We start from the raw sequence: 19,000 nt of genomic DNA on the forward strand, positions 1-19,000 counted from the left end.
ATAAATATATTAATTTATAGAAGCTGTTTTTTCGCTTCTGAATATATTATACGAGAGGGAAAGATATGGATAAAAGCCTTTTGGAGAATAACGAATACAGCTGGTGCTTTGCCTGCGGCAGGGATAATCCCAGCGGCCTGCATATGCGCTTTGAAATTGACGACGACTGCTGCCGGGCTTATTTTACACCGCGCCGCGAGCATCAAAGCTATACGGGGCGTATGCACGGAGGGCTGGTAGCTGTGCTGCTGGACGAGGTGACGGGAAATTATCTGTACTGCAAGGAAGGCAAACCGTCGTATACGGCGAAAATAGAAATTCGCTACCGCCAGCCCCTGGCTATTGGCGAGGAAGTTATTTGTACCGGCCGCGAGCTGCGGCGTAAAGGGCGTATGGTAGAGATGCAGGGCGCCATCTGCCGTAAGGACGGCACGGTGCTGGCAGAATCCACCTCTAAAATGATGATTAAGGAGGACTGAGGCTTGCGCTGCCTGCAGCAAACAGCCTTAGACGTTTGTTATGCGAAAGTATGAAAGGTATTTAGGTTATGCATAAGAAAATTCATGAAAAAATTTTAAGTTTGATGCGCGACGGCAGCTATGCGCCGCTGACGGCGGAGGAGCTGCTGGACGCGCTGGCCGGAGAATGCAGCGCTACGGATTTTTGGCAGGAGCTGCTGGCCTTGGAGCAAAACGGCGAGATTATCAAGACTCGTTTTGAAACTTACGGCTTGCCGGAAAAAATGGGTCTGGTGGCCGGACGCTTTCAGCTGACCAGCAAGGGCTTTGGCTTTGTTATTCCCGATAATAAGGGCGACAGACCCGATGTGTTTATACCGCCGCGCTCTCTGAACGGAGCTATGAATAACGACAGGGTACTGGCGCGCGTGAATAACGATACGCATGGCAAAAAGCCGGAGGGCGAAATTCTGCGCATTATTGTTCACGCCAATAATAAGGTAGTAGGCGTTTTCCATCAAAGCGGCGACTTTGCGTTCGTAACGCCGGATGATAAGCGTATCGGGCAGGACGTGTATGTGATGAAGCGCGATTTTAATAAGGCGCAGGACGGACAGAAGGTTGTAGTAGAGATTACGGCCTGGCCCCAGGAGCACCGCAAGGCCGAGGGTAAGGTCGTTGAGATTTTAGGCAATTTGGGCGACGTGGGCCTGGAGATTTTGTCCATCATTAAGCAGAATGATTTGCCGCTGGAATTTCCGGAGGAGGTTTTGGCCGCTTCCCGCAAGGTGCCGAAGACGATTAAAAAGAGCGAGCTGGCGGGACGGCGCGACCTGCGCGGCCGAACTGTGGTAACGGTGGACGGCGAGGACGCCAAGGACTTGGACGACGCCGTGTATGTGGAGCAAATTAGCAAGGACGAATTTCTGCTGGGCGTATATATTGCCGACGTCAGCTATTATGTGACGGAAGACAGCGTGCTGGATAAAGAAGCGCGGGAGCGCGGTACCAGCGTTTATTTGGTGGACAGGGTGCTGCCCATGCTGCCGGAGCGCTTATCTAACGGTATTTGCAGCTTGAACGCCGGCGAGGATCGTCTGGCTATGGCCTGCGAAATGCGTATCGACGGCAAGGGCGCAGCGCTGAGCTACGAAATCTTCCCGGCGGTTATCAATGTGCGCCATCGCTTGAGCTATAATATTGTGCGTTCATGTTTAGCCGACGATAAGGAGCTGTGCCAGCGTTATGAGGACGTTGTGCCCATGCTGGCGAAGATGGATGAGCTGCGCCAGATACTGCACGATAAACGCGCCCGCCGCGGAGCAGTGGATTTTGATTTGCCGGAGCAGAAGGTAATTTTGGATGAAAAGCTGCATCCAATCGAGATTGTTCAGCGCGTTCATGGCAATGCAGAATCCATTATCGAAGAATTTATGCTGGCGGCTAACGAAACCGTGGCGCAACATATGTTTAAGCAGAAGTGGCCCTTTGTTTACCGTGTCCATGACGTGCCTGCGGAGGATAAAATGCAGGAGCTGGCCAAGCTGCTGGCTAATTTTAACGTCAAGTTCCGTGTGAGCGAGGAAACGAAGCCCAAGGAGGTACAGCAGGCCGTTAAGGCGATAGCAGGCAGGCCGGAGGAACGGCTGATTACTACGGTAGCGCTGCGCTCTATGAAGCAGGCTGTGTATCAGACGGACAATATCGGGCATTTTGGTTTGGCGGCTAAGTATTATACGCATTTTACTTCGCCTATCCGCCGCTATCCTGATTTGATCGTTCATCGCCTGCTGCGGCAATGGCTGCAAGCGCCTAAGCTGAAAAGCAGCGAGATCGAGCCGCTGACGGAAAAGCTGGACATGATTGCGGAGCATTCTTCTATTCGTGAACGCGCCGCTGCCGACGCCGAACGCGCTACGGTAGAGCTGAAAAAATGCGAGTATATGGCCGACCATATCGGCGAGGAATACGACGGCGTTATTTCCGGCGTTACGGCCTTCGGTATGTTCGTAGAGCTGGCCAACGGCGTGGAGGGCCTGGTGCATATTTCCAGCCTGATGGACGATTATTACGAATTTTTCGAGGAGCGTTATGCGCTGGTAGGTACGCATACGGGGCACGTTTATCGTTTGGGCGATAAGGTGCGCATCGAGGTTTTGCAGGTTAATATCAGCGACGTAGCCATCGATTTTATTATGGCGGGAGAAAACGCAGGCGTGCGCGAGCATATCCGTCAGCAGCTGCTGTCCAGGCAGAAACCTGCCAAGGGATTCAGCAGCCAGCGCGCCGCTTTGAGCGCCGAAACCAACAAGAAAAAGCACGAGCGCAGCAAGGGCTTGAAGAATAAGCAGCCGGGACGCCGCAGCGGCAAGCATGGCAAGCCTGCGGATAAATCCAAGAAGCGCAGAAAGAAGAAATAATAGATGATGGCAGAAGAAAAAATTAAAATTATTGCAGAAAACCGTAAGGCGCGGCACGATTTTACTATTTACGAAACCTTTGAGGCGGGCATCGCCTTGACGGGTACGGAAGTAAAATCGCTGCGGGCAGGCAGAGCCAATATGAAGGACAGCTACGCCCAGGTGACGCGCCGGGCAGAAGTCTTTGTGTATAATCTGCACATCAGCCCTTACGACCATGGTAATATTTTTAACCATGATCCCTTGCGTAGCCGCCGTTTGCTGCTGCACCGACAGGAAATCAATAAGCTTATCGGCAAGGTGAAGGAAAAGGGCTATGCGCTGGTGCCGCTCAAGTTGTATTTTAAGCGCGGGCTGGTAAAGCTGGAGCTGGCCTTGGCGGTGGGCAAGAAAAATTACGATAAGCGGCAGGACATGGCGAAGCGCGACGCTAAGCGGGAAATGGAGCGGGCGTTGAAGGAGCGGAGCCGGTAAAATTTTTGAGAAATCTTTTTCAAAAGACGCGTGCGTTTTAAAATTTACAAGTGAAAAATGAATTAAGCAGTCTGGAGTTTGCTTCGGGCTGCTTTTTTGCGTTTTGATTTTTACGCGCAAGGGGATTAGGCTTAGGGCCGAAAGTAAAACAGGCGACAAGCTAGAGAAAGTAAAGTTTTTGCGTAGTAAAAGCTTGTCGGGGGGGACAAGAGTGTTATAATGAAGAGGGGAAGGATGGGCTGCAAGATTTTTTTCGTGAGGCGTGCTACCGGAGGGTAGCGCTGTTTATATCATACTTTTTCGTAAAGGCACGAAAAAGTATGCCAAAAGGGCCTTTAGCCGCTACGCCGGATTCCGCCGCCTACTGTCACGCCCGTTGGCATGGCCTTAATGCACGAAGCAGGAAAGGGCATAAACGTTATGCTACACTCACGCTGAACGGGCGGTCGATTGATCAGTTGCAATATAACAATCGCAACACATAGCAAAGCGACCGCAGCCGTCGTGCGTTCCGGTCTCCGCGGCAGGGGATTGCTATCGCAGGTAGTGCAATCTCCCTCAGTCAGCTGCGCTGACAGCTCCCTCTAGGAGGGAGCAAAAGAGTAAAGTTTAGTTTTGTGCCCCCTCTTAGAGGGGGCTGTCACCGAAGGTGACTGGGGGAGTTTGATTCTTGTTTTCTTTTGCGGCAGCACACCGCACGTATATAAAATTTTTATGATGAAAGGATTTGGTGTATATGAAACGGAAACAAATTTTAGCGCGGGCGATAACGTTGGGGTTGTTGCTTGCGATGCCGTGCGGCGCGTGGGCGGAGACTTTGAGCGGTGATGCAACTTATGAAGCCGGTTTAAGTGTAAATAGCGGTGCTACGTTAGATGGTACAGAAGAAAGCAGGTATAATGTTACAGTAGATGGAACTGTTGAGAATGATAAATACGGCGTTGTTAATCAAGGAACGATACAAAATATTGGTACATTAACGGTCGAAAGTATTAAAAACCAAGGCAAGTTGGAAGCAGAAAATTTGAACACTAAAAACGGTAGTTTTTTGAATGATGGCGAGAATGCTATTGCGACTATTAGTGGTGGTAATATAAACCAAGATATTACAAATAACAATAAAGCTTGTTTAAATATCAAAGGTGATGTTATGACATCTAGCAGTGCTTCATTTGTAGAAAACTTTAATGGCGCTGTGATGAATATTGATTCTGGAGTTACTTTGACAGTAAATGGTCATTTTCAGAATGGATATAAACAATATATGCAACAGAGTATTGAAGGGGGCACTATTAACGCAGAAGGGGCTAATATAGTTTTGAGTAATGAATATAGTACTTTTATGAATACTGGAAATGCTAATATAGGTTCTTTAACTATTAATGGACGTCAGACTTCAACAAATAGGGGAACGTTAATTATTAATGGTTCAGTTAATGTAAATGCTGGCGCATTAAATAATTCTGGGCAATTTATTTATAATGGAGATAAAGAAATTAAGGGTAGCGTATCAAATACAGGTACGTTGTTTGTTACGCAGGATAATTTAAAAGTAACGGGAACATTTTCGTTAACTGGCTCTAAGGCGATCATAGCAAAAAATGCTACGGAAACTCTCAATAGATTAACAGCAGGGCTTTCTGTACACGTAAAAGATAAAGCGCTTTTGAATATTAAAGAACAAATAACAGCTCCTTTTGAATTATGGGTTAGAAATGGAGGACAGGTAAAAACCAAGCTTTTAGAAGTAGGAAGTTTAAATAATGAAATTGTAAATACTAGTAATTATCAAGAATGTCGCGTGGAAGCAGATAATTTAGTGTTTAGTAAGAAGATTACTAATGGAGAAATAAATATGCAACCGGGAAACTCTAGCGGGACAATTGTAATTCACGATTCTATTGAGTATAATGGTGACAGTAGTGGTGAAATAGACAATTATGGCAAGATAATTTTTGATAGAACGCAAGCTACCATAGGGAGCAATATTATTGTTAACAATAAAGAGTATCACAATAATAATATGGCATATAATGGCTTCATCGCCAAAACCGCCGACGGCGACCAAATCACCAACCTCACCATCGAAGGCACGTTAAACAACTCCGGTGTTGTCGCCGCCGAAACGCTTAAAGTTGCCAACGGCGCGGATGCTGCCGACAGCAAGGGCTTCAATGTCGACAACCTCAATATTTTAGACGGCGGTAGCTTTGCTTTAAACAATGCTGAATATGAATTGCAAAACGTCGGCGTGGGCGCGAAAGCTACTTTGACCGCTACAGGCGCAGTCAACGATGTCCAATCCGTTGCTTTAGCCGACTCCGCAACTTTTGAAACTAAATCTCTTGCTATGGCCGACAGCGGCGTTGTTACCAGCGACGGCGGTTCTCTTACGACTAACGCTATGAGCGGCAAAGGTTTGACTTTTAATTTGCAATCCGATAAGGAAAGACAAATTAACGTAAAAGATTTTAGCGGCAGCGATTTAACTATCAACGTGGCTTCGCTCACTCCGGCGCAAGTAGTTATCGACAAAATGGACGGCAGCGGCGTAACGATTAACGGCAACAGCGATATTACCGACAGCTTTGAATCGGACAATATCGAAGCGGGCTTGCAATCCCTGGCTTATACGGCTTCGATTAACAAGCAAAGTGGTGACCAAAGCAGAAAGGTTGCGTCTGCAGCAGGTAAAATTTTAGGCCCGACGGAAGCTATGACTGACGCCAAAAACAATATCATCAAGTCCAGCGTGAAGGAAGAAGTCAACCCCGCCAACCAGGGCATCAGCGAAATGGCTTCTATCGCGCTCATGACCTGGCGGCAGGAAAACAACGATATGAACAAGCGCTTGGGCGAGCTGCGCGACAGCGTGGGCGAACACGGCGTCTGGGTGCGCATGACCCGCGGTGAAGCTAAGTATGGCAACCAAAATATTAAAAATCAGTATAACGCTTATCAATTAGGCTACGATGAAAAATTGAGCGTTGATAAGCGCTGGACCGTGGGCGCGGCGCTGACCTATACGGACGCGGAAAGCAGCTTTAGTTACGGCAAGGGCGAAAACAAGCACAAGGGTCTGGCAATTTACGGCAGCCGTTTGAACGACGACGGCAGCTTTATTGATTTAATCGCCCGCTACGCGCGTCTGGAACACGAGTATGAAGTATACGGCGGCGCGGGCAAAGGGGACTTTGATACGAACGGTTACAGCCTGAGCGCCGAATACGGCAAGCGCTTTACGCAAGAAAATGGTTTGTGGATAGAACCGCAGGTAGAGCTGACTTACGGCAGAGTAAGCAGCGGCGAGTATCTTACGAATAACGGCGTCAGAGTGCGGCAGGAGGGCATGGACAGCGTGGTAGGCCGATTGGGCTTCGCTTTAGGCAAAAATTTGGCGCAAGGCAAGGGCAACGTGTACCTGCGCGCGTCGTACCTGTACGATTTCGACGGCGAGACGGACGTGCGTTACAGCTATGGCATACAGAACAAACGCTTTGAGCAAGACCTCGGCGGCGGCTGGTGGGAGGTCGGCGTAGGCACGAACATCAACCTGAGCGAAGTGGCGCATTTGTACTTTGACGTAGAAAAAACCTACGGCGGCGACGTGGCGACGCCGTGGCAGTGGAACGCGGGTGTGCGCTGGAGTTTCTAAACGGTTCTGTAAAAGTAGGCAAAATTTTTGGTATTAGTTGAGTTTGTTGTGTGGACGTTTAGAAGTTGTACGTCTTTGTGAAATTTTGGACTGCCATATCGACAATGACAGCGGCAGTGTGTTATAATGACTTTAATAAAATTTCGGGGATGTACTGGTTTCGACGGGGATAGGTGCGGTATGATAAGCGAGCCGTGGTCCGGCACACGTTAACTGTTGGGACGTTTAAATATAAACGCTGATAAAGAATACGCTTTAGCAGCTTAACTGCTAACTGTCGTCTGAGCTCCTCCTATAGGCGAAGAATGACAGTCAATATGTAGGATACTGTAGGGCCGACTCCCGTGGGCCTTACGGGAAACTCTGCGGGATAGCGACCTGGACGCCCGTCGATAGGCTTTTGGGAAGCGAAAAGCAATATGTCGTCTGCGCTCGGAGAAAGTTGTATGGCAATATTTTCGGACAGGGGTTCGACTCCCCTCATCTCCACCAGCTATTGGCAGAGAGATTTCTGTTGTTTATATAAGGTGGAATCAAAGCGCTCTTGGAAATCGTAATGAGCGCAGCAAAAAGCCCACGTCTGCTTAGGCGTGGGCTTTTAATGTCCGGCGTTAAAAGAAGATCAGCGGCGTGTGGTATACGGCGTTGGCTCCGGCGCTGAGGGCGACAAGGCAGCCGATGGAAAGGGCTACAAGCAGCGCCGCTTCCTTGGCGCTCAGCGGCTCCTGATTATTCAGAGCGCGCATAAACGCTTTGACGCACAGCGATACCAGCATGCCGAAAAGAAATAGTGCGAAGAGAATATTCAGCATAAGCTTACTCCTTAGCGGCGCCTTCAACATTGGCATAGGCGGTTTTGGCCGTTACGCCGGGAAGCTCTCCCAGCTTGCCTGAAAGAGCGCTGATAATGTCGCGGGGAGCATCTGCCGCCACGCAGATAATATTTACGCCCTTGGCGCGATAGGGCAGACCCATACGACCGATGATATATTGTGCATAATCGTGCAGCAGGCTATTGAGCCGTGCTACAGATTCTTCCTGAGCGACTATAATAGAAATAACGGCAACTCTTGTATCCATAGCGACCTCCTTGAGTATCTGTCTGTAGTATTTGTTATTATTAGTATAGCATATTTTGCTGTAAAATGCTTGCTATAATTATTGAGAGATTTTACGCTGCGTGGTATGATATTGGTATCGCTTAAATTCATACAAACCCAGGAGGTATTCATGGAATTTGTCGCATTAGATTTTGAAACTGCCAATAAGAGCCGCAACAGCGCCTGCTCCATTGGCTTGGTAACGGTTAAGGACGGGCGTATTGTTGATGAATATTATCAGCTGATTCGTCCGAAATATTTATATTTTGACCCCGATAATATTGCTGTCAACAGTATTACGCAGGAGATGGTTCTGGATAAGCCCGGCTTCAAGGAGCTGTGGCCGGAAATTTTACCGCGTCTGCAAAATAAACAGGTAGTGGCGCATTTTGCAAAATTTGACGTTAATGTGCTGCGCAGTACGCTGGAGACATATTATCTGCCGCTGCCTGACTTTGATTTTTTGTGCAGCTGGCTGCTGGCCAAGCAGGCCTTTCCATTTTTAGAGCGCTTCAGTCTGGACTATGTAGCCGCATATGTGGGCTTTAAATTTCAGCATCATCAGGCTTTGGACGATGCCAGAGCCTGCGCCGCTATTGTCAACGCTGTACTGGCTAAGACGCCGGCGCAGGATTTTCGCCAGCTGGCGGCGCTGTATAAGCTGCAATGCGGCGAGGTGCGCCGCAGCGGCGTTACGCTATGCGAGCAGCAGCCGGAGGTTCCGCCTGAGGAACCAATTATGGAATCTCTTTTCTAAGCAAGCAAAAATGCCTGTATACCATGAAGGTATGCAGGCATTTGTTGTATAGTTTAAAATTCGTCCATCAGATGCAGGTATTGGAACAGCTTAAAGAGCAGGCTCATAATAATGGCGACCAGCGTTGCCAGCACCATGCCCTGTACGGAAAAAGCGCCGAAGGACAGCTTGGCGCCGGACAGGCCGATAATCATAATTACGGAGGTCATAACCAGATTGGCAGACTTGCTGTAATCCACCTTACTTTCTACCAGCACACGGATGCCGGAGGAAGCGATAACGCCGAAGAGCAGAATGCAGATGCCGCCCATAACCGGGACGGGAATACTGTGAATCAGTTGGGACAGCTTGCCGCAGAAGGACAGGATGATGGCCATAACGGCAGCGCCGCCGATTACCCAGGTGCTGTAAACCTTGGTGATGGCCATAACGCCGATGTTTTCACCATAGGTAGTGTTGGGCGTAGCGCCGGCAAAGCCGCTGATAACATTGGATAAACCGTCGGCAAACATGGAGCGGGAAAGTCCTGGGTCTTTAATAAGGTCGCGGCCGACGATATTGCCTGTAACGACTAAGTGGCCGATATGTTCCGCCATAACGACCAGCGCAGCGGGAGCGATAATCATAATGGCGCTGAGGTCAAAGACGGGCGCGTAAAAATGCGGCACCTGGAACCAGGGAGCGTCGATAATTGGCTGGAAGTTGACCATACCCATGAAGGCGGCGAAAATATAACCGCAGATAACGCCGAAAAGAATGGGGATAATGCTCATAAAGCCGCGGAAAGCTACGGAGCCGATAACGCCGACCGCCAGCGTGAACATGGAAACGGCGATGTTGGCGGCGACGATATTATCGCCGGTCAGGCCGGCCATGCCGGCGGCAGTAGGAGCCAGCTCCAGACCGATAACGGCGATGATAGCACCCATGGCGGCAGGCGGGAAGATTACGTCAATCCATTTAGTGCCTACAAAATGAATAATCAGCGAAAAGAGCATAAAGAGCAGGCCGAAAACTATGAAGCCGGACTGCGCGTGGCTGTAGCTGGTATTAGAAATAATCAGCAGCACCGGCGAAATGAAGGCGAAGCTGGAACCCAGATAGGAGGGAATCTTACCTTTGGTTAAAAAGATGTACAGCAACGTGCCTAAGCCGTTCATAAACAGGCAGGTAGTGGGGCTGACTTTAAATAAAAACGGTACGAGAACGGTGGAGCCGAACATGGCAAAAAGATGCTGCATGCTCAGCGGAATGTTAAGCAGCAGCGGCGGGCGTTCTTCTACTTGAATAACTCGGTGTTCCATGGCAAAAACCTCTTTCCTAAAAATTTTTCCACTCATAATTTTAAGTTGAAACAGCGGGAAATGCAAGCTATTTCTGCGAAAGAAGCGTCTTGCGTAATCGCCTTAGGGGACGTATAATGATTTTAGTTGTTTATTGTTTATTTAGTTGTGGGTTATACAAATGAGGAGGCGGCATCATGCAAGCAATCAATAAAGCACGAGTAGATAATCTGTTGGCCGGACTGGCGCAGTTCGGCGCCACCGCAGAGGGTATTACCCGTTTGAGCTACAGCGCCCTGGATAGGGAAGCGCAAAGCTGGCTGCTACGCCAGGTAGCGGATTTAGGGCTGAGCATACGGGAGGACGCTGTGGGCAACGTTTTCTTGCGGCGCGAGGGCACGGAGCCGCAGCTGCCGCCGGTGGCCTGCGGCAGCCATTTGGATACGGTGGTTCACGGCGGCGCTTACGACGGTATGTGCGGCGTGGTGGGCGCGTTGGAGGCTTTGTATATGCTGAAGGACGAAAGCCTGACGCGCAGTATCGAGGTTATTATTTTCAGAGCGGAGGAATCCAGCCGCTTTGGTTTTGCTACCATGGGAAGCAAGCTGCTGACGGGATTGGCGACGCCCGCTTCCTTAAATAAAAGCGCGAAAAAGGGGGATATTTCCTTTATTGAAGCGCTGCGGCAGTGGGGCTGCGACCCTGATAAATATACCGAGGCTGTCTTGCAGCCGGGCTGCTACAGCAGCTTCAGCGAACTGCATATCGAGCAGGGCAAGGTATTGGAGGAAACTCAACATCAGATAGGCATTGTGCATAATATTGCCGCGCCGACGCGCTTCAAGCTGTATGTGCAGGGCATGGCCGACCATTCGGGCGCAACGCCTATGGGGATGCGGCGCGATGCTTTGGTGGCTGCCGCTAAGCTGATTTTGGCGGTTAACGAGAGTGCGACTGGGGAGAAGGAACATGGCACGGTGGGAACCGTGGGCGTGGTAGAGGTAGAGCCCGGCTCCATCAATGTGGTGCCCGGAGCCGTTACGCTGTGGGTGGATGTGCGCGGCGTGGATTGCGCCAGTATTGAGCGCACGCTGGCGGCGGTACGGCAGCAGGCCGACGCAGTTGCCGCTGCGGACAGCGTGACTATTACCTGGGAAATGCTGACGGCGGATAAGCCGGTGGCGTTAAGCGACGCTTTGGCGCAGCAGAGCGAAACGATTTGCCGTGAGCTGGGTTACAGCTATCTGCATATGAACAGCGGCGCAGGGCATGACGCGATGAATATGGCGAAGCTGGCGCCTGCGACGATGATTTTTATTCCTTGCCGCGGCGGCATCAGCCACAATCCGGCGGAATTTGCCAGGAGCGAGGATATTTGCCGCGGCGTAGAGGTGTTGGCCCATATTCTGCTACGGGAAGCGAATAAAAAATAAAAGATAAAAATAACGGGACTGACGTGCGGGCCGGTCCCGTTGCTGTTTTTGTGAAACAAGTATGATATAATGTTGTACACAGCGATTGCGGAGCCGGAGGCGAACGCAGAGGTGATGTACAACATATGCCTGTGGCGAAATGTTGTACACAGCGATTGCGGAGCCGAAGGCGAAGCGAAAGCCGTGGTCAAAGTGTTGTAATGCTTGTATATAAAACAATTTGGTCAGAAAGGAGCAATTTTATATGAGAAAATTTTTAGCCGCGCTGCTGCTGTGCGCTGCGAGCGGAACGGCGCTGAACTGCGCCGCAGGTGAAGCCGCGCCGCGCGATAATTTTTATTGGTTGGGGCAGATAAATAAGGCGACTGCCGTTATCAATACTGACGAGGGACTGCTGACTAAGGAGCAGGGCCATAAATTTGCCATGGGCCTGCAAAGAGTTTTGGCGCAGGGGGACGAGCCAGGCGGGCAGCGTCCCGGTCTGGTAATAACCTTTGAACCGCTGCTGATCGACGCTGCCGGACCGGAAATAACCAAGCTGCATGCAGGGCGTTCCAGTCAGGATATGCTGACGACGGTGAGCCTGGCTATGCAAAGAGAGCAGGCGCTGGAGCTGGCTGCGGCGCTGAACGAGATGCAGCGCAGCCTGCTGAAGCTGGCGGAAAAGCAGCAAAGGACCATTCTGCCTAATTACACTAACGGTGTGGCTGCCCAGCCCAACAGCTTTGCTCACTACCTTTTGGCTTATAATGCGGCGTTTGACAGGGATATGCAGCGCTTGCAGGCCTATTACAAGCGCTTGAACCGTTCGCCCATGGGCGCAACAGTGCTGAACGGCACGGGCTGGCCCTTGGACAGGGACCGTATGGCGGATTTACTGGGCTTTGATGAAATTGCCTACAATACTTATGACGCCGGGCAGGTTTTTCCGCAGGAAGCGCCGGTGGAGATGGGCGCGGTGGCCAGCAGCATTGCTATCCATATGGGCAGCTTTATTGAAGAAATTATGCAGCAGTATGCGCAGCCGCGGCCCTGGATTTTACTGCGGGAGGGCGACGGCAATACCTATGTTTCCAGCGCTATGCCGCAGAAGCGCAATCCGGGCATTCTGAACAAGGCGCGTACCGATTGCTCAACCTTGTTAGGTACGGCGGTGGGCGGCGTTTTCCGCGCTCACAATATCCCTGCCGGCATGGCCGACGGGCGGCTGCTGGGAACGGACAGCATTACCCGTCAGACCATCAGCGTGGTGAAGCAGTTTAATAAAATACTTAATGCGCTGGAGGTCAACCCGGAGCGGGCTTTAGAGGAGCTTAACCTGGACTGGACCTGCTCGCAGGAAATCGCCGACGAGCTGATGCGGAAATATGAGGTTCCCTTCCGCACTGGCCATCATTTTGCGTCGGAAATAGTTACCTATGCGCGGGCGCATAATATTCCTCCTTCCGAGTTCACTTATGCGGATGCCTGCGCTATTTATCAACGGCTGGCGCAGGAGGACGCAGCTCTGCCGCAGAAGCTGCCGCTGACAGAAGCGGAATTTCGCGCCTGTCTGGACCCTGTGGCCATCGTTAATAACCGTGCCGTTAAGGGCGGGCCGCAGCCGTCGGAATTAAAAATTATGTTTGCGCAGGCGGATAAAGACTTGGCGCAAAATATAAATTGGCAAAAACAGGCGGCGGCAAAAGTTGCCGACGCGGAAATGAAATTGAATAACGAGTTTGCCGCATTGTTGAGATAGGTAGAAAAATCGAAAAAAGCGCAAAAAAATAACCGCCAGCCCTGAGAAAACTTGCGGTTATTTTTTAACTGATATTTTTTAAGGACAACCGCTTATCGGTAGTACCTCTTTGTATTTATATTATAGCGATAAATAAGAGAAATGTCAAATTTTACAGAGCTGTGCCGTTAGTCAAGTAAATTTTTTCGGCTTTGGCTTCGGCTAGCTGGGCTTGGTTAATCAGCCCATATTTATGCATGGAGGCCAAAACTAAAAGCTGGCGCTCCTTGCAGCCCTGCGGATTTTCCAGCGGATTGAGGGCGCTGGGGGCGTAGGGCAGCGCGGCGATAACGGCGGCCTCGGCCAGCGTCATGGCGGAGGGAGCCTTGCCAAAATATTTGGCGGCGGCCTGCTTAATACCGTTGGCGCCTGCTCCAAAATAAGTGGTGTTCAGATACAGCTCTAAGATTTCGTCCTTGGTATAGTTATCCTCCAGCATAAGGGAAAGAATGGCTTCTTCAATTTTTCGCTCCATGCTTTGCTCGTGGGTAAGAAAAACATTTTTGACAAATTGCTGGGTCAGCGTGCTGCCGCCCTGCACTACTTCGCCCGCGCTGATGTTTACCAGCAGAGCGCGCAGAATGCCGTCCACGGCTATAGCGCCATGCTCGTAAAAGGCGTGGTCCTCAATGGCTATCAGCGCCTGGGGGATATTCTGATTCATAGCGTCCAGCGATGTCCAGTCGGGGCTTTGACGGATAGGGTCGATTACCTCGTCCATATTGAAGGCCAGATAAAATTTCTGCATAGGCGACGGCCATTCCTCTTTAGGCGGCAGCAGGCTGACGAAGAGCGCCATAGCGGCCGCTTTTTCATGCTTATTCACTTTTTCCTCCTGCTGCTGCGCGGGTGCGGCGGGCTGGGGCTTATCCGTTAGCGCGTCGTAGCCGACCATCCCGGCAAAAATCAGGAGCGCCATTACCAGTATTTTTATCATGCTCATACCTCGCTTATACTTCTTCATTATATTGTAGCAAGAAATAGACTTTTTGGCAAAAGAATACATAAAAAATGCTAGGAAAATCCGCGCAGGCGTAGTAAAATATATAACATAAAATGGATGAGTGTTTCTTGCCCTTTTTTGCAAAAAACCTTGCACAGCACTTGCAATGTTATGCAGGTTGGATGTATAATTATCAAACATAAAGGAGGATGTATATGAAAGCAAGTGTTATCGGGGCAACCGGTTACGCAGGCGTAGAGCTTTTGCGGCTGCTGGATGGACATCCGGAGGCGGAAATTGCCGCGATTACTTCCGAAAGCAGTACAGGCGAAGCTATTGCCGGCATGTATCCCCATTTATCCGGGCGTATTGTAAAAAATTTGACGTCGATGCAGGATATCGAGGCTATTGCTGACGACAGCGACGTAATTTTTATCGCCCTGCCTCACGGCCATGCTATGAAGATTGGCAAAAGGCTGCGCGGCAGTAAAACCAAAATCATCGATCTTGGCGGCGATTATAGATTTAAGGATTATCGCGTTTTTGAAGAATGGTACAAGGTGAAGCACGAGGACCCGGAGGCGCAGGCTGTTTATGGCCTGACGGAACTGTACCGGGAGCAGGTGCGCGGCGCGCAGCTGGTGGCTAATCCAGGCTGCTACACCACTTGCAGCATTTTGGCAATGGTGCCGCTCTTAAAATATGATTTAATCGAGCATCAGGGAATTATTGTGGACGCTAAGTCCGGTACGACCGGCGCAGGCCGCAGCCTGAAGGCAGGCAGCCTGTATTGCAGCGTCAACGAAAGCTTTAAGGCTTACGGCGTGGCGACTCACCGCCATACGCCGGAGATAGAGCAAATTTACAGCGAATTTGCCGGCGAGCCGGTGGTTATTCAATTTACGCCCCACTTGCTGCCTGTGGACAGAGGCATTCTGGCTACCTGCTACGGCCAGCTGAAGGAAGGCGTTACGGACGCGCAGATTGAAGAGGCTTATCAGGCCATGTACGGTAAGGAATTTTTTATTCGCCTGCGCGGCAAGGGCGGCTGCCCGGAATTGAAAAATGTGCGCGCTTCTAATTATGTCGACCTTGGCTGGCAGACGGACAAGCGCACCGGTCGCATTATCGTGATGAATTGCATCGATAATCTGGTCAAGGGCGCTGCAGGTCAGGCGGTGCAGAATATGAACGTCATGTTCGGTTTGGACGAAACCGCCGGACTGCGTCAGCTGCCCATCGTCCCCTAAGCGTATAAAATATTGATAATAAAAGAGGGAAAAGCATGAAAAAGATTGAAGGCTGGGTTACTGCTCCCCAGGGCTTTTTGGCCGCCGGCGTGAAAGCCGGTATTAAGGCCAGCGGCAATCATGACGTGGCTGTAATTTACAGCACCGTGCCCGCTGCCTGCGGCGCAGTATTTACCCAAAATAAAATGTGCGCGGCTCCCGTGCTGGTCTGCCGCGAGGTCAACAAGCAGGGCTACGCTCAGGCCATCGTGGTCAACAGCGGCTGCGCAAACGCCTGCACCGGCGCTCAGGGCTTGGACGACGCAAAAAAAATGCAGGCTCATGCGGCGGAGTTGCTGGGCATCGAACCGCAGGAGGTTTTTGTTTGCTCCACCGGCGTTATCGGGCAGTTTTTGCCCATGGATAAGCTGCTGACGGGCATTGCCGACGCTGTGGACAGCATGGACGAATGCGAGGGCGAAAGCTGCGCTATGGCCATTCAAACCACCGATACCTTTATCAAACGGGCTGCCTATGAGGCGGAAATCGGCGGCAAAACGGTGAAGATCGCCGGTATCGCTAAGGGCGCGGGCATGATCCACCCCAATATGGCGACGATGTTGACCTTTATCACTACGGACGCCGCCGTCGCTCCCGATGTGCTGAAACGCACGGTGAAGGCCGTTGCCGACAAGTCCTTTAATATGGTGGTGGTCGACGGCGACACCAGCACCAACGACAGCATGATTGTGCTGGCCAACGGCCTGGCGGAAAATGAGATTATTTTATCCGAAGAGCATCCTGATTATCCGGCGTTCTATGAAGCTTTGCTGGCTTGCGCTACGGATTTGGCGAAGATGATCGCGCACGACGGCGAGGGCGCTACGAAATTTCTGGAAGTCAACGTGGTGGGCGCGGCCGACGCGGCCGACGCCAAAACGGCGGCTATGGCTATCGCTAAATCGCCGCTCGTCAAAACGGCGTTTTTCGGCGAAGACCCTAACTGGGGACGCATCGTCTGCGCAGCGGGCTACAGCGGCGCGGCTATGACTGCGGATAAAGTCAACCTGGAAATCGGCGGCATCCGCCTGGTGGAAAACGGCATGAACTGCAACGTGCCCGCCGAAAAGCTGGCGCCGACCATGGCCGAACACGATATTTCCATGACTATCGATTTGGCGGCAGGCGACGCTAAAGCTACGGTCTGGACCTGCGACTTCAGCTATGAATATGTAAAAATCAACGGCGAGTATCATACCTGATCAGATATAAAATATAAAGGAGGATTTTACAATGTTAATGAACGACAATCAAGTACAAACCTTAGTGGAGGCTTTACCGTACCTGAGCGCTTTTAAAAATAAAACCATCGTTGTGAAATACGGCGGCAACGCCATGCTCAACGACGAGCTGAAAAATAAGGTGCTGCAGGATATCGTATTTTTGCAATGCGCCGGTATGCGTCCCGTCGTAGTACACGGCGGCGGCCCGGAAATCACCCGTATGCTGATGCAGGCCGGTAAAAAGAGCGAATTTGTCAGCGGCCTGCGCGTAACCGACGCTGAATCCGTCGGCATCGCAGAAATGGCTTTGGTCGGCAAAATCAATACCGACCTGGTAGCGCGCCTGAACACTTTAGGCGGCAAGGCAGTGGGCCTGAACGGCAAGGACGCTAAGCTGATCTGCGCTAAAAAACATTTAGCGGACGTATATGAAAACGGCGAGGTAAACCTTGTGGATATCGGTTATGTAGGCAATGTTGAACACATCAACACCGAACTGATCGACTGCCTGCTGAATAACGGCTTTATCCCCGTAATTGCTCCTACCGGCGTAGGCGCGCAGGGCGAAACCTATAATATCAACGCCGACAGCGTTGCCGGTGAGATTGCCGGGGCCTTGAAGGCTGAAAAGCTGCTGGTGCTGACCGACGTGCGCGGTATTTATTCCGATTACCGCGACGAGAACAGCTTTATTTCTACTCTGACCTTTGAAAAGGCTCAGGAGCTGATTATCCGCGGCAAAATCGACGGCGGCATGATTCCTAAGGTTCGCGCCTGCATTACCGCTTTGTCCGGCGGCGCTAAAAAGACCCATATTATCGACGGCCGCGCCGAGCATACCATCCTGATGGAAATTTTCAGCGACGAGGGCGTGGGCACCGAGGTCGTTAAAGAAATCTGATAATGATATTTTAAGCAGGGGGCCGATGCTGGCGTCGGTCCTTTGTTATATTTTTTCCGCTAAGAGAGAGGGTGCGATATGGATAAGAAAACTGTTATCGAGCAGACGGAAAAATATTATCTGCCCGTTTTCGGCAGATATGATATGGTGCTGGACCACGGGCAGGGCTGTAAAGTTTATGATAATGAAGGCAATGAGTACATCGACGCTTTTGCCGGTATTGCCGTAAATTCTTTAGGTTATAATCATCCGGTGCTGGTGAAGGCTATTGCCGAGCAGGCGGCTAAAATCATGCACTGCTCCAATTTATATTATACGGAAATTCAGGCTAAGGCCGTGCGCATGGTGGCTGAAGCCACCGGTATGGATCGCGTGTTCTTCGCCAACTGCGGCGCGGAGGGCAACGAGGGCGCGATGAAGCTGGCGCGCAAATATGGCGTGTCTAAGTCGTCCACGAAATATAAAATTATTTCCGCCGACGAATCGTTCCATGGGCGTACCTTTGATACTTTAGCCGCCACGGGCCACGATTATTACCATGTGGGCTACGGCCCGCTGAGCCCCGGCCATGTGCTGGTTCCTTATGCCGATATTAAGGCGTTGGAAGCAGTTATGGACGAGGACGTGTGCGCAGTTCTGCTGGAGCCCATTCAGGGCGAGGGCGGCGTGCATGTGCCCAGCGACGAATATTTGCGGCAGGCGCGCGCCTTGTGCGACAAGTACGACGCTTTGCTGATTTTTGACGAGGTGCAGACCGGCGTTGCCCGTACCGGCAAATGGTTCGCTTATATGCACAGCGGCGTGAAGCCGGACGTAATTACCTTTGCCAAGGGCATCGGCGGCGGCTTTCCGGTAGCAGGCTTTGCCGTGCCGGAGCGTTTGGCGCATGTATTCAAGCCCGGCGATCACGGCGGCACCTTCGGCGGTAATCCGCTGGCCTGCGCCGCCGTTTACGCTACGCTGGCTACCATTCGTTCCGAAAACCTGGTGGACAAGGTAGCGGAAAAGGGCGCATATTTTATGGAAGAGCTGCGTAAGCTGCAAGCGAAATATCCCGCCAAGGTGAAGGATGTGCGCGGGCGCGGATTGATTTTGGGCGTAGAGGTGGCAGGTGAGGGCAAGCCTGTGGTGGAAAGCTGCCTGGCGAACCGTGTAGTGGTCAACTGCACTGCGGGCAATGTTATTCGTTTGGTTCCGCCCTTGATTATCAGTAAGGAAGAAATTGATACTGTAGTGGCTGCTTTGGATAAAGCTCTGGCTGCGCTGTGATGTGATTGAGAGGGT

General features: G+C 51.1%; 15 protein-coding genes and 1 other RNA gene. 12 read left to right on the forward strand and 4 right to left on the reverse strand.

Going from position 1 to position 19,000, the window contains the following annotated elements; genetic code table 11:
* The first annotated feature begins 65 nt into the window (after positions 1-65).
* The 5 genes from Q4E64_RS08590 (at position 66) to ssrA (ending at position 7,499) form a co-directional block, all read left to right on the forward strand.
* Positions 66-479, forward strand: coding sequence for a PaaI family thioesterase (locus tag Q4E64_RS08590; protein ID WP_303167446.1), 414 nt, complete (start codon positions 66-68; stop codon positions 477-479).
* Positions 480-547: 68 nt separating this feature from the next.
* Positions 548-2,878 carry a ribonuclease R gene (rnr, locus tag Q4E64_RS08595; RefSeq protein ID WP_303167447.1) on the forward strand — a complete coding sequence of 777 codons (2,331 nt, stop codon included), beginning with the start codon at positions 548-550 and terminating at the stop codon, positions 2,876-2,878.
* 6 nt (positions 2,879-2,884) lie between these two features.
* Complete coding sequence (gene smpB / locus Q4E64_RS08600; RefSeq protein ID WP_303167511.1) at positions 2,885-3,352, forward strand: SsrA-binding protein SmpB; 468 nt, start codon at positions 2,885-2,887, stop codon at positions 3,350-3,352.
* 1,855 nt (positions 3,353-5,207) lie between these two features.
* Positions 5,208-7,007, forward strand: coding sequence for an autotransporter outer membrane beta-barrel domain-containing protein (locus Q4E64_RS08605; protein WP_303167448.1), 1,800 nt, complete (start codon positions 5,208-5,210; stop codon positions 7,005-7,007).
* Between the two features lie 145 nt (positions 7,008-7,152).
* Positions 7,153-7,499: a transfer-messenger RNA gene (gene ssrA, locus Q4E64_RS08610) on the forward strand.
* 119 nt (positions 7,500-7,618) lie between these two features.
* On the opposite strand, the gene Q4E64_RS08615 is transcribed toward ssrA, so the two are convergent.
* Together Q4E64_RS08615 and Q4E64_RS08620 are read right to left on the reverse strand one after the other, a co-directional pair.
* A complete protein-coding gene (locus tag Q4E64_RS08615) occupies positions 7,619-7,819 on the reverse strand; it encodes a hypothetical protein (protein WP_303167449.1) in 201 nt (66 codons plus the stop codon).
* Positions 7,820-7,823: 4 nt separating this feature from the next.
* On the reverse strand, positions 7,824-8,087 hold the full coding sequence (locus tag Q4E64_RS08620) for a TM1266 family iron-only hydrogenase system putative regulator (protein ID WP_303167450.1): 264 nt from the start codon (positions 8,085-8,087) through the stop codon (positions 7,824-7,826).
* Positions 8,088-8,237: 150 nt separating this feature from the next.
* Between Q4E64_RS08620 and Q4E64_RS08625 the strand changes: the two genes are divergently transcribed.
* A complete protein-coding gene (locus Q4E64_RS08625; protein WP_303167451.1) occupies positions 8,238-8,864 on the forward strand; it encodes a 3'-5' exonuclease in 627 nt (208 codons plus the stop codon).
* A 53-nt stretch (positions 8,865-8,917) separates the two neighbouring features.
* Here the strand turns inward: Q4E64_RS08625 and uraA are convergent, their stop codons facing one another.
* Positions 8,918-10,168, reverse strand: coding sequence for a uracil permease (gene uraA, locus Q4E64_RS08630; protein WP_303167452.1), 1,251 nt, complete (start codon positions 10,166-10,168; stop codon positions 8,918-8,920).
* Positions 10,169-10,344: 176 nt separating this feature from the next.
* Here uraA and Q4E64_RS08635 point away from each other — a divergent pair, with 176 nt between their 5' ends.
* Both Q4E64_RS08635 and Q4E64_RS08640 read left to right on the forward strand, forming a co-directional pair.
* The gene (locus Q4E64_RS08635) at positions 10,345-11,580 is read left to right on the forward strand and encodes a M20 family metallo-hydrolase (RefSeq protein ID WP_303167453.1); all 1,236 of its coding nucleotides are present in this window, start codon (positions 10,345-10,347) and stop codon (positions 11,578-11,580) included.
* Between the two features lie 244 nt (positions 11,581-11,824).
* Positions 11,825-13,321, forward strand: a complete 1,497-nt coding sequence (locus Q4E64_RS08640) for an argininosuccinate lyase (RefSeq protein ID WP_303167454.1) — start codon at positions 11,825-11,827, stop codon at positions 13,319-13,321.
* Positions 13,322-13,472: 151 nt separating this feature from the next.
* On the opposite strand, the gene Q4E64_RS08645 is transcribed toward Q4E64_RS08640, so the two are convergent.
* Complete coding sequence (locus tag Q4E64_RS08645; protein ID WP_303167455.1) at positions 13,473-14,297, reverse strand: transglycosylase domain-containing protein; 825 nt, start codon at positions 14,295-14,297, stop codon at positions 13,473-13,475.
* A gap of 221 nt (positions 14,298-14,518) precedes the next feature.
* Between Q4E64_RS08645 and argC the strand changes: the two genes are divergently transcribed.
* The 4 genes from argC (at position 14,519) to Q4E64_RS08665 (ending at position 18,985) form a co-directional block, all read left to right on the forward strand.
* Positions 14,519-15,553, forward strand: a complete 1,035-nt coding sequence (gene argC / locus Q4E64_RS08650) for an N-acetyl-gamma-glutamyl-phosphate reductase (RefSeq protein WP_303167456.1) — start codon at positions 14,519-14,521, stop codon at positions 15,551-15,553.
* 35 nt (positions 15,554-15,588) lie between these two features.
* Positions 15,589-16,794: a bifunctional glutamate N-acetyltransferase/amino-acid acetyltransferase ArgJ gene (gene argJ, locus Q4E64_RS08655; RefSeq protein ID WP_303167457.1), complete on the forward strand. Its 1,206-nt coding sequence runs from the start codon at positions 15,589-15,591 to the stop codon at positions 16,792-16,794.
* Between the two features lie 31 nt (positions 16,795-16,825).
* Positions 16,826-17,716, forward strand: a complete 891-nt coding sequence (gene argB / locus Q4E64_RS08660; RefSeq protein WP_303167458.1) for an acetylglutamate kinase — start codon at positions 16,826-16,828, stop codon at positions 17,714-17,716.
* Between the two features lie 78 nt (positions 17,717-17,794).
* Entirely contained in the window at positions 17,795-18,985 is a 1,191-nt protein-coding gene (locus tag Q4E64_RS08665) for an aspartate aminotransferase family protein (protein ID WP_303167459.1), read from the forward strand.
* Positions 18,986-19,000: the final 15 nt, after the last annotated feature.

Source organism: Phascolarctobacterium sp. (assembly GCF_030531065.1).
Lineage (GTDB): Bacteria > Bacillota > Negativicutes > Acidaminococcales > Acidaminococcaceae > Phascolarctobacterium_A.